This window comes from Pseudobacillus badius (genome assembly GCF_002189605.1).
Classification (GTDB): Bacteria; Bacillota; Bacilli; order Bacillales; family Domibacillaceae; genus Pseudobacillus; species Pseudobacillus badius.
Map to the genome: position 1 here is coordinate 323145 of NZ_MWMM01000001.1, position 11644 is coordinate 334788.

9 protein-coding genes are annotated in these 11644 nt (G+C 46.9%); 8 read left to right on the forward strand and 1 reads right to left on the reverse strand.

Annotated features, from left to right (window positions below; translation table 11 throughout):
* Positions 1-195 precede the first annotated feature (195 nt).
* Genes B1A98_RS01585 through pyrE form a run of 8 tightly spaced genes read left to right on the forward strand, consistent with a single transcriptional unit; the run spans position 196 to position 9691 of the window.
* Entirely contained in the window at positions 196-1128 is a 933-nt protein-coding gene (locus tag B1A98_RS01585; protein WP_041100317.1) for an aspartate carbamoyltransferase catalytic subunit, read from the forward strand.
* Complete coding sequence (locus B1A98_RS01590) at positions 1091-2377, forward strand: dihydroorotase (protein ID WP_063383474.1); 1287 nt, start codon at positions 1091-1093, stop codon at positions 2375-2377. Before B1A98_RS01585 ends, B1A98_RS01590 begins: the two co-directional genes overlap by 38 nt.
* On the forward strand, positions 2374-3465 hold the full coding sequence (locus B1A98_RS01595; RefSeq protein ID WP_063383475.1) for a carbamoyl phosphate synthase small subunit: 1092 nt from the start codon (positions 2374-2376) through the stop codon (positions 3463-3465). Before B1A98_RS01590 ends, B1A98_RS01595 begins: the two co-directional genes overlap by 4 nt.
* Entirely contained in the window at positions 3458-6676 is a 3219-nt protein-coding gene (gene carB / locus B1A98_RS01600; RefSeq protein WP_063383476.1) for a carbamoyl-phosphate synthase large subunit, read from the forward strand. Before B1A98_RS01595 ends, carB begins: the two co-directional genes overlap by 8 nt.
* On the forward strand, positions 6673-7452 hold the full coding sequence (locus tag B1A98_RS01605; protein WP_063383477.1) for a dihydroorotate dehydrogenase electron transfer subunit: 780 nt from the start codon (positions 6673-6675) through the stop codon (positions 7450-7452). The genes carB and B1A98_RS01605 overlap by 4 nt, the downstream gene beginning before the upstream one ends.
* Positions 7449-8390 (forward strand): dihydroorotate dehydrogenase, encoded by a 942-nt coding sequence (locus B1A98_RS01610; RefSeq protein ID WP_041099867.1) that lies wholly within the window; start codon positions 7449-7451, stop codon positions 8388-8390. Before B1A98_RS01605 ends, B1A98_RS01610 begins: the two co-directional genes overlap by 4 nt.
* Positions 8362-9078, forward strand: a complete 717-nt coding sequence (pyrF, locus tag B1A98_RS01615; RefSeq protein ID WP_063383478.1) for an orotidine-5'-phosphate decarboxylase — start codon at positions 8362-8364, stop codon at positions 9076-9078. The genes B1A98_RS01610 and pyrF overlap by 29 nt, the downstream gene beginning before the upstream one ends.
* Positions 9068-9691 (forward strand): orotate phosphoribosyltransferase, encoded by a 624-nt coding sequence (pyrE, locus tag B1A98_RS01620; RefSeq protein WP_063383479.1) that lies wholly within the window; start codon positions 9068-9070, stop codon positions 9689-9691. Before pyrF ends, pyrE begins: the two co-directional genes overlap by 11 nt.
* Before the next feature lie 127 nt (positions 9692-9818).
* Here pyrE and B1A98_RS01625 read toward each other — a convergent pair whose 3' ends face one another.
* Entirely contained in the window at positions 9819-11528 is a 1710-nt protein-coding gene (locus B1A98_RS01625) for an Rqc2 family fibronectin-binding protein (protein WP_063383480.1), read from the reverse strand.
* Between the last annotated feature and the right edge of the window lie 116 nt (positions 11529-11644).

An 11644-nucleotide genomic window follows, 5' to 3' on the forward strand; every position in this document is an offset into this window, starting at 1 on the left:
GAGTGAATGCATAATCTATACAAAATAATGAACGGAATATGCATAACTTCATAGAGACCTTTTAAAAATGTCCAGAGAGGCATTTAAGGGTGTTAGACAATTGTGCGCACGGATTTGCCGTCAAAACATTGTCTTAACTGCTAAACACCCTTAGAAACGGGTGTTTTTTTTATGAAAAATGGAGGCGGAGAAATGATGAGGCAAAATTTAGTTTCAATTAAGGATATGAATAAAGATGAAATTCTGTTAATATTAATGCAAGCGCAGAAATTCTCTCAAGGTGAAAGCTGGCGAGCAGGCGAGCAGACATTTGTTGCTAATTTGTTTTTTGAAGCCAGCACGCGCACGAAGACGAGCTTTGAAGTGGCCGAGCGCAAATTAGGCCTTGAGGTCATCCCGTTTGAAGCAGGAAGTTCCAGCGTGTTAAAAGGAGAAACGTTGTACGATACAGTCCGCACGCTTGAATCAATCGGTGTCAATGCCGTCGTCATCCGCCACAAAGAAGATCAATATTATAAGCAACTTGTAAATAAAGTAAATATCCCGGTTATTAACGCAGGAGACGGCTGCGGACAGCATCCTACCCAGTGCCTGCTCGACTTGTTTACAATCCAGCAGGAGTTTAACCGGTTTGAAGGATTAAAGGTCGGAATTGTTGGGGATATTCGCCACAGCCGGGTCGCACGTTCCAATGCGGAAGCTCTTCGCAAGCTGGGAGCGGACGTTCGCTTTTCAGGACCGCCAGAATGGTTTGCTGATGACTATTTAACAGCTGGTGACTATATGGAGCTGGATCGCCTGGTAGAAGAGGTAGATGTCTTGATGCTTCTGAGAATTCAGCATGAACGCCATGATGGCGGAGCAGAGATGACAAAAGAAGACTACCATCAAATGTATGGCTTAACAGTAGAGAGGGAGCAAAGGATGAAGCCGGGAAGCATCATTATGCATCCTGCTCCGGTAAACAGGGATGTCGAGATTGCGGATGGTCTTGTCGAGTGCAGCCGGTCCCGTATTTTTAAACAAATGGAAAATGGTGTATTCGTGAGAATGGCTGTTCTAAAAAAAGTGCTGGAAGGGAGCAATTCAAATGAATTGGTTAATCAAAAATGGCAATATTCTTGCTGAAAACGGTGAGTTCATCAAACGTGATGTGCGAGTAGAAGGAACAAAGATTGCAGAAATCGGGGAAGACCTCAAAGCGAACGGCGAAAAAGTCCTGGATGCGGAAGGACAGCTGGTTGTTCCTGGCCTGATTGATTTGCACGTTCATTTGCGCGAGCCGGGAGGCGAACACAAGGAAACGATTCAAACAGGCACGCTGGCAGCGGCAGCAGGCGGTTTTACTACAATTGCTGCTATGCCAAACACGCGCCCTGTTCCAGACACAGTGGAAAATTTAACAAGCTTAAACCGCCGCATCGCAGAAACTGCCCATATCCGCGTGCTTCCGTATGCATCGATTACAATTCGGGAAGCCGGGAAAGAATTAACAGATTTTTCGAGCTTAAAAGAGACTGGAGCGTTTGCTTTCACGGATGATGGAGTGGGCATCCAGCAGGCAGGAATGATGTATGAAGCAATGAAACAGGCGGCAGCCATCGGAGCAGCAGTAGTCGCTCACTGTGAGGACAACTCGCTGATTTACGGAGGAGCCGTCCACGATGGAAAGTTTGCCGCAGAACATAATATCCCTGGCATTCCTTCCATTTGTGAATCTGTACATATCGCCAGAGATGTGCTGATTGCTGAGGCGGCAGGGTGCCATTACCATGTTTGCCATATCAGTACGGAAGGATCCGTAAGAACGGTGAGAGATGCGAAAAAAGCAGGCATCCGCGTAACTGCGGAAGTAACCCCGCATCACTTGCTGCTTTGCGATGAAGATATCCCGGGAGCAGACACAAACTTCAAAATGAATCCGCCGCTGCGGTCCAGAAAAGACCAACAGGCTTTAATTGACGGCTTGCTGGACGGAACGATTGATTTTATCGCGACGGATCATGCTCCGCATACAGCAGAGGAAAAAGCGGCCGGCATGCAGACTGCTCCATTCGGCATTGTTGGTTTAGAAACAGCGTTTCCGCTTTTGTACACGCATCTAGTGAAAAAAGGGCTTATTACATTACAGCAGCTTGTAGATTGGATGACAGTGAAGCCGGCACAAGCGTTTGGGCTGCCTTACGGAACGCTCGAAGCAGGAGCCACTGCTGATATCACAGTGATTGATTTGCAGGCTGAAAAGGAAATTGATCCCGAAACGTTTTATTCCAAAGGGAAGAATACACCGTTTGCGGGCTGGAAGTGCAGCGGCTGGCCAACAGCCACAATCTCAGAAGGTAAACTCGTATGGCAGGAAGGAAAGGTGCAAGTATGAAAAAACAGCTTATTTTAGAAGATGGAACGGTCTTTATCGGCGAAGGTTTTGGAAGCGATAAAGAGATTATTGGAGAAGTGGTATTTACAACTGGAATGACCGGTTATCAGGAAGTGTTATCCGATCCGTCTTATTGTGGACAAATTGTTACTTTTACGTATCCGCTAGTCGGAAACTACGGCATTAACCGTGACGATTTCGAAACGATCCGTCCTGCTGTAAAGGCGTTAGTCGTGAAGGAAGCAGCTGATTTTCCTTCAAACTTCCGAAGCGAAATGTCCCTTGACGAGTATTTAAAAATGAAGCAGATTCCCGCGATTTGCGGCATCGATACAAGAAAATTAACGAGAATTATCCGTCGGTACGGCACATTAAAAGGAGCGATCGTATCTGTTGAGGAAAAAGCAGAGGAAGTGATTCATCGCCTGCAGGCAGCGGTTCTCCCGACTGACCAGGTAGACCAAGTATCAACTAAATCCGCTTACCCGAACCCAGGACGGGGCTATCGCGTGGTGTTGATGGACTTTGGTATGAAGCACGGCATCCTGCGCGAATTAAACAACCGTGACTGCGATATCATCGTTGTCCCGCACGACACAACAGCTGAAGAAATTCTGCAGCTGAATCCTGACGGCATTATGCTGTCGAACGGACCGGGGGATCCAAAAGATGTCCCGCATGCGATTGAGACCGTAAGTAAGCTGATTGGAAAAGTGCCAATCTTTGGCATCTGTCTTGGGCACCAGCTTTTTGCCCTGGCATCCGGGGCCGATACATTTAAATTGAAATTCGGACACCGCGGCTCCAATCACCCGGTGAAAGACTTGGCTACAGGAAAAACTGCCCTTACATCCCAAAACCACAGCTATGCAGTGGATGAAGAAACAATTGCGCATACAGAACTCAAGATTACTCACGTTGCGCTCAATGACGGAACGATTGAAGGATTGGCCCATAAACAATATCCGGCTTTCACTGTTCAATATCATCCGGAAGCATCGCCTGGGCCGGAAGATGACAACCATTTATTCGACCGCTTTATCAACATGATGAAAGAACATGCTGGGAAGGAGCTTCAACATGCCTAAACGTACAGATATTAAAAGCATATTAGTAATTGGATCCGGACCGATTGTTATCGGCCAGGCAGCAGAATTTGATTACGCAGGAACACAAGCTTGCTTAGCCTTAAAAGAAGAAGGGTACCGCGTTATTCTTGTGAATTCTAATCCTGCGACGATTATGACAGATACAGAAATTGCGGATGCTGTGTATATCGAGCCGATCACGCTTGAATTTGTCAGCCGCATTATTCAAAAGGAGCGCCCGGATGCTATTCTGCCGACGCTTGGCGGACAAACAGGTTTGAATATGGCAGTTGAACTGGCAAAAGCAGGTGTTCTTGAAGAATATGGAGTGAAAGTGCTCGGCACTAAACTGTCGGCGATTGAGCAGGCCGAAGACCGTGATTTGTTCCGTCAGCTAATGAACAAGTTGAATGAGCCGGTGCCAGAAAGTGAAATCATCCATACACTGGAAGAAGCATATACGTTTGTTGAGAAAATTGGCTATCCAGTGATTGTCCGCCCGGCCTATACGCTTGGCGGTACAGGCGGCGGAATTTGTACGAACGAGGAAGAACTGATCGAGACAGTAACGAGCGGCTTAAAGTACAGCCCGGTTACACAATGTCTGTTAGAGAAAAGTATTGCTGGCTATAAAGAGATTGAATATGAAGTGATGCGAGATTCAAATGACAATGCCATTGTCGTTTGTAATATGGAAAACATTGATCCGGTAGGGGTCCATACAGGGGACTCGATCGTTGTGGCTCCAAGCCAAACGCTAAGTGACCGTGAATATCAGATGATGCGCAATACATCATTGAAAATTATCCGCGCGCTCGGCATCGAAGGCGGCTGTAATGTGCAATTGGCACTTGATCCGCATAGCTTCCAATATTACATCATTGAAGTAAACCCGCGTGTCAGCCGTTCGTCTGCCCTTGCTTCTAAAGCGACAGGTTATCCAATCGCTAAACTGGCAGCCAAAATCGCTGTCGGATTAACGCTTGATGAAATGAAAAACCCGGTAACAGGAAAAACATACGCCTGCTTTGAGCCGGCCCTTGACTATATTGTCTCCAAAATACCAAGATGGCCATTTGACAAGTTCGAATCAGCCAACCGTACGCTTGGCACGCAAATGAAAGCGACAGGAGAAGTAATGGCGATCGGCCGTACGCTTGAAGAATCGATTCTGAAGGCTGTTCGTTCCTTGGAAAGCGGGGTTTATCACCTTCAGCTTGATGATGCTGAAGAAATAAGTGATGCGCTGATTGAAAAGCGGATTCGAAAAGCGGGAGATGAAAGACTGTTCTATATTGGCGAGGCGCTGCGCCGCGGCGTTGCGATTGAGACAATTCATGAATGGTGTGAAATAGACCTTTTCTTCTTAAAGAAGTTTTCTAATATCGTAGAGTTTGAAAAGGAAGTGGCTGCACATCCATTTGATGCCGAGGTGGCGAGGAAAGCTAAAGAAATGGGCTTTGCCGACCCTGTTATTGCCGCACTTTGGGGCGTGAAAGAAAAAGAAGTATACGACTGGCGCAAAGAGAACCAGTTGATCCCAGTTTATAAAATGGTGGATACGTGTGCGGCTGAATTTGAATCAGCGACTCCATATTACTATGGAACATATGAGGAAGAGAATGAGTCGATTGTTACTGACCGGAAAAAAGTGGTTGTGCTCGGATCGGGACCAATCCGCATCGGGCAAGGGGTAGAATTTGATTATGCAACGGTGCACTCTGTCTGGGCAATTAAGGAAGCGGGCTACGAGGCGATCATTATTAACAACAATCCGGAAACAGTGTCTACAGACTTTAGCATCTCCGATAAGCTGTACTTCGAGCCGCTGACTATTGAAGATGTGATGCACATTATCGATTTAGAGCAGCCGGAAGGGGTAGTTGTCCAATTCGGCGGCCAAACGGCTATCAATCTGGCTGAGAAATTAGTGCAGCATGGAGTAAAGATACTCGGTACAACAGTCGAAGATCTTGACCGGGCAGAAAACCGGGATAAGTTTGAGCAGACGCTTCAATCTCTCGGTATCCCGCAGCCGCTAGGGAAAACCGCTTTCTCTGTTGAAGCTGCAGTAGAAATTGCTAAAGAGATCGGCTATCCGGTTCTTGTCCGTCCATCTTATGTGCTTGGCGGCCGGGCGATGGAAATCGTCTATAAAGAAGCCGAGCTGCTTCATTATATGAAAAACGCCGTCAAAGTGAATCCGGAACATCCGGTACTGATTGACCGCTACTTAACTGGCAAAGAAATCGAAGTGGATGCCATTTCCGACGGTACAGATGTAGTGATCCCGGGCATCATGGAGCATATTGAGCGGGCCGGTGTACACTCCGGTGACTCAATTGCTGTCTATCCGCCGCAGCAGCTGACAGAAGAGCAAAAAGAAACGATTGTCGATTACACTATCAAGCTGGCAAAGGGCTTAAACATCGTTGGATTGCTTAATATCCAGTATGTTATATCCAAAGGAGAGGTGTTTGTACTGGAAGTGAACCCGCGTTCCAGCCGTACAGTGCCATTCCTTAGCAAAATTACTAACATTCCAATGGCTAATCTGGCTACAAAAGCGATTCTTGGACATTCTCTGCACAGCCAGGGCTACGAAACCGGCCTTGTAGAGGAAGAGAGCGGCGTATTCGTCAAGGTGCCGGTTTTCTCCTTTGCTAAGCTGCGCCGGGTGGACACAACACTTGGACCGGAAATGAAGTCAACAGGTGAAGTTATGGGGAAAGATACAACGGTGGAGAAAGCACTATATAAAGGGCTTGTCGCTGCTGGCATTAAAATTCCTACTAAAGGAACAGTCTTGTTGACGGTAGCGGATAAAGATAAGGAAGAAGCGCGTGCATTAGCCAAACGGTTCTATAATATCGGCTATAAGCTGCTTGCTACCCACGGTACGGCGCAGTATTTAACAGAAGCCGGCATTCCTGCAGAAACAGTGGCTAAGATTGGGGCGAAAGGGCCGGATATCCTTGATACAATTCGCTCAGGCGAAGCCCAATTCGTTATCAACACATTAACTAGAGGCAAGCAGCCGGCGCGGGACGGCTTCCGGATTCGCCGGGAAACAGTAGAAAACGGCATTCCGTGCTTAACTTCACTTGATACGGCAGAGGCGATTCTGCGTGTGCTGGAATCCATGATTTTCTCAGCAGAATCGATGCCAAAGGCAGGGACTTCTAAAACGTCCGAGGCGGTGCTGTTATGATCAAAAAAGAATGGATGACGGTATTTTCTCAAAAAAAACTTGCTAAAAATATTTATGAGCTCACCCTTCAAGGTGAGCTTGTACAGGAGATGAACGAACCAGGCCGGTTCGTTCATCTTAAAGTAAGCGGACAAACAGTACCGCTGCTTCGCCGCCCCATCAGTATTGCAAACATTGATCAAGCCAATTCCCGCTTCACGATGATTTATCGTGCGGAAGGAGAAGGAACGAAGCTGCTTTCAGAAAAAAAAGCAGGAGAGACTGTTGACGTGCTTGGTCCGCTTGGCCATGGCTTCCCGGTAGAGGAAGCACAGGCGGGAGAAACGGCTATTTTAGTCGGAGGCGGCATCGGCGTACCGCCGCTGTATGAGTTATCTAAGCGGCTGAATGAAAAAGGCGTACAAACGATTCATGTGCTCGGTTTTCAATCAGCGGACGTTGCTTTTTATGCAGAGGAGTTTTCTCAGCTTGGGGTCACTTATGTGGCAACTGTTGACGGCTCGCTCGGCACTAAAGGATTTGTCACCAATGTGATTGATGAGTTTGGCCTGAAAGCAGACATCTTATATTCCTGCGGCCCGGTGTCGATGCTTAGAGCACTGGAAGAACGGCAATTAACGAAAAAAGGGTTTATTTCACTAGAGGAGCGGATGGGCTGCGGCATTGGTGCCTGCTTCGCCTGCGTCTGTCACATTCAAAACGATCAGACAGGTACGGAATACCGCAAAGTTTGCAGCGACGGGCCTGTATTCCCGATGGGAGAGGTGGCTTTATGAGTAGATTAGAAACGAAACTGCCTGGTTTAACATTAAAAAATCCTGTAATGCCGGCATCCGGCTGCTTCGGCTTCGGCCGGGAGTTTAGTCAGCTGTACGATTTGAGTATTCTTGGGGCGATTATGATCAAAGCAACAACAGAAGAGCCGCGCTTTGGCAACCCAACTCCGCGTGTAGCGGAAACACCGGCAGGCATGTTAAATGCCATCGGGCTGCAAAATCCAGGGCTCGAAAAAGTAATGGAGCAGGAAATTCCGTGGCTTTCCCAATATAGAGTGCCTATTATTGCAAACGTAGCGGGTTCACAGGTAGAAGATTATGTAGAGGTAGCCAAGACAATTTCCGGCTCTCCCCACGTTCAAGCACTAGAGTTAAATATCTCTTGCCCAAATGTAAAGACAGGGGGCATCGCTTTCGGTACAGTACCAGAAACAGCAAAGCATTTAACGAAAAAAGTAAAAGAAGTTTCTGAGGTTCCTGTTTATGTCAAATTGTCCCCGAATGTCTCTAACATTGTAGAAATGGCAAAAGCGGTCGAGGACGGCGGAGCAGACGGGCTAACGATGATTAATACGCTGCTTGGCATGCGCATTGATTTAAACACAGGAAAGCCGATTTTGGCAAATCGGACAGGCGGTCTATCCGGCCCGGCGATCAAACCGGTAGCTATTCGAATGATTTATGAAGTCAGCCAGCAGACGGATCTTCCGATTATCGGCATGGGCGGCATTTCCACAGTGGAAGACATCATCGAATTTTACATGGCGGGTGCCAGCGCAGTAGCTGTAGGTACAGCAAATTTTTCCAACCCGTTCATTTGCCCGGAATTGATTGAGGAGCTGGATCATTACTTGGAAGCGAATCATATTGATCATATCAGCGAGTTAACTGGAAGGAGCTGGGGAGCGGATGGAAAAAGAGCCTATCATTGCTCTTGATTTTCCTGCATGGCAGGATACTGAACAATTTTTGCAACTCTTTTCTAAGGAATCACTATATGTAAAAGTGGGAATGGAACTGTATTTGCAAAATGGACCGGTCATCATTGAAAAATTAAAAGAAATGAATCACCGGATTTTCTTAGATTTAAAGCTGCATGATATCCCCAACACTGTACAGCATGCGATGAAGGGTCTTGCGAATCTGGGAGTTGATATGATCAACGTGCACGCTGCCGGCGGCGAGAGAATGATGGCAGCGGCGAGAGAAGGATTAGAGCAAGGGGCACCGGGAAACAGACCGCTGCTTCTCGCGGTTACGCAGCTCACCTCCACTTCTGAAACACAAATGCATCGTGAGCAACTTATACCCGTTTCTTTAGAGGAAGCGGTGCTTCACTATGCCAAGTTAACAAAAGCGGCGGGCTGCGATGGTGTTGTGTGCTCAGTCCATGAAGCAGCCCGCATCCGCGAAGTGTGCGGGGCGGAATTTGTAAGAGTCACACCAGGAATCCGAATGAAGGAAGATGAAGCAAACGATCAAAAGAGGATAGCTGATCCTGCTGGGGCCAGAGCGCTTGGCTCCTCTATGATTGTTGTCGGGCGCTCGATCACGAAAGCGGCCGATCCGGTTAAAGCTTATCAAAAAGTAAAGCAGCAATGGGGAGAGATGACAGATGTTAAATAAAGAGATTGCCGAACAGTTACTTGATATTCAAGCCGTTTTTTTACAGCCAAATGAGCCGTTTACCTGGTCTTCAGGAATCAAGTCGCCTATTTACTGCGATAATCGTTTGACCTTGTCTTACCCAAGCACGCGAAAAACGATTGCCAAGGGCCTTGTTTCATTGATTAAGGAACATTACCCGGAGGCTGAACTGGTAGCCGGCACAGCGACAGCCGGTATTCCGCATGCTGCCTGGGTGAGTGATCTGATGGACTTGCCGATGTGCTATGTCCGTTCAAAAGCAAAAGGACACGGGAAAGGCAACCAAATTGAAGGCAAGGCAGAGCCAGGAACGAAAGTAGTTGTTGTGGAAGATTTGATTTCTACGGGCGGAAGCGCCATTACTGCAGTAGAAGCTCTCCGTGAAGCCGGATGTGAGGTGCTCGGTGTCGCAGCGATCTTTACATACGAGCTGAAAGCTGGAAAAGATAAGCTTGAAGCTGCCCATGTCACTGCTCACAGCTTAAGCGATTATTCTGCCTTGATTGAGGTAGCGGTCGAGAAAGAATATGTAAAAGAAAGTGAGCTGGAAACGCTGCGTGAGTGGCAAAAACATCCTGATGATTGGAAGTAAAAAGATTAAAGGAGCGGCTGCTCCAAAAGGTCATGAAAAATGACGTTTTGGAACAGCCGCTCTTTCTTTTCAAAAACAAGCGGATCAGAATGAAGGCGGCCGTTTTCGGGCACTCCTTTCTCCGCGTTTACGGCTTTTTCATTTTCAGAACAAGATCTTCATCCGGAGTGACATAAACGGTTTGCTGATTATCGTAAATGACGAATCCCGGCTTGGCGCCGCCCGGTTTTTTGACGTGCCGCACTTTTGTAAAGTCAACCGGCACCGAGCTTGAAGATTTCGCTTTGCTGAAATAGGCTGCAAGATTAGCAGCTTCCGCTATCGTTTCTTCTGTCGGCGCTTCACTGCGGATAACAACATGGGACCCTGGAATATCCTTTGTATGCAGCCAGATTTCATCGCGGCGGGCGAACTTATTCGTTAAATAATCGTTTTGTTTGTTGTTTTTGCCAACGAAAATAAGCGTGCCATCACTAGCTTCATATGTTTCAAGTGCCGGCTTATGATTCGCCGGCTTCTTTTTTCCAGAAGCTTTCGCTTTCATATAACCTTCATCTATTAACTCTTCGCGGATTTCCTCAATATCCTTAGGAGAGGCAGACTCAATCTGCTGCAGCAAATGGTCAATATAAGCAATTTCCTCTTTCGTGCTGTTGATTTGCTCAGAGACAGCCAAAAGGGCATTTTTCGCTTTTTGGTATTTTGAGAACAGCTTTTGAGCATTCTCTGACGGGGTCTTCTGCGGGTCTAAAGGAATCGTGACGGTGCCGCCGGCTTCGTCATAGTAGTTTACTACCTCTATTTCCTTCATTCCTTTTTTTGCCGCGTATAAATGGGCGGTCAAAAGCTCTCCGTATAGCTGAAAGCGATCAGCATGTTCAGCTTCCTCAAGTGTCCGTGCCAGCTTAATCAATTTAGTTTCATTTTTTTCTTTTTCGTTTTTTAACAAACGCTCAATATCATTTGCCTGCTGCTTCACTCTGTCACGGTCAGCTTTTCCAACATAAAAACGGTCCAGCAGTTCGCTTAGCGAGTGAAAGGTTTTCCGTTCACCGGCCACATGCTGCAAATCCTTAAAGTAAAACGCTGATTTATGCTCGTTTTCAATTAAAGTTGGCGTGTAGTGATGTTGCCGTATCGGCTTCATCTCTTCTACAAAAGCATCAGGCACTGTTTCACGGTTGGCCAGCCCGCTTTTGCAGATGATTTCTTTAGCAATGAGCGGAGAAAAGCCGGAGAATGCAGCGACGAGCTGGCGGTCAAGGCGCCCGCTGTTAAAGTCTAATTGGCGGAGCACATCCTCTTTGCCAGCCTCAAGCGGGTCCGCTTTATCTTGCGCCGGGGGGTATACATAGTCGTAGCCTGGAAGAATGGTTCGGTAGCTGTTCACGGCTGCTGAAATATGCTTAATGCTATCAATGATCGTTCCTTTTTGCTGATCGGCAAGGATAACATTGCTGTGCCGCCCCATAATTTCCACATACAGCTGCTTATAGGCTGTATCGCCAATTTCATTTTTTCCTCTGAAATGAAAGATAATCAGCCGGTCCAGTCCGGCTTGGTCGATGGATTCCAATATAGCCCCTTCTAAATGCTTGCGCATCATTTTACAAAAAAGAGGAGGTTCTTTCGGGTTTTCATAGCTTTCTTCAGTCAGCTGTACTCTCGCATAAGATGGATGGGCTGAGAGCAGCAGCTTATGATTTTTTCCTTTCGCACGAATGATCAAAATCACTTCATTTTTATAAGGCTGGTGAATTTTATTCACCCGCCCTCCTTGAAGAGCGGCGGATAATTCTCTTGTCATCGCTCTCGTAAATAAACCGTCAAATGACATAGGCTGTCTTCCTTTTCTTGAACTTTAGTTAAAACTTAACTAAATGATAACATGTTTTGCTCCATGACTGAATAATCATGCTATGAGAAGAACAAGTTTGTCCATTAAAGGAGTGA

What these genes read in the sequence shown, in the direction of transcription:
- B1A98_RS01585 (WP_041100317.1), top strand. Translation starts at nt 196, where the DNA reads ATGAGGCAAAATTTAGTTTCAATTAAGGATATGAATAAAGATGAAATT.
- B1A98_RS01590 (WP_063383474.1), top strand. Translation starts at nt 1,091, where the DNA reads ATGAATTGGTTAATCAAAAATGGCAATATTCTTGCTGAAAACGGTGAG.
- B1A98_RS01595 (WP_063383475.1), top strand. Translation starts at nt 2,374, where the DNA reads ATGAAAAAACAGCTTATTTTAGAAGATGGAACGGTCTTTATCGGCGAA.
- carB (WP_063383476.1), top strand. Translation starts at nt 3,458, where the DNA reads ATGCCTAAACGTACAGATATTAAAAGCATATTAGTAATTGGATCCGGA.
- B1A98_RS01605 (WP_063383477.1), top strand. Translation starts at nt 6,673, where the DNA reads ATGATCAAAAAAGAATGGATGACGGTATTTTCTCAAAAAAAACTTGCT.
- B1A98_RS01610 (WP_041099867.1), top strand. Translation starts at nt 7,449, where the DNA reads ATGAGTAGATTAGAAACGAAACTGCCTGGTTTAACATTAAAAAATCCT.
- pyrF (WP_063383478.1), top strand. Translation starts at nt 8,362, where the DNA reads ATGGAAAAAGAGCCTATCATTGCTCTTGATTTTCCTGCATGGCAGGAT.
- pyrE (WP_063383479.1), top strand. Translation starts at nt 9,068, where the DNA reads ATGTTAAATAAAGAGATTGCCGAACAGTTACTTGATATTCAAGCCGTT.
- B1A98_RS01625 (WP_063383480.1), bottom strand. Translation starts at nt 11,528, where the DNA reads ATGTCATTTGACGGTTTATTTACGAGAGCGATGACAAGAGAATTATCC.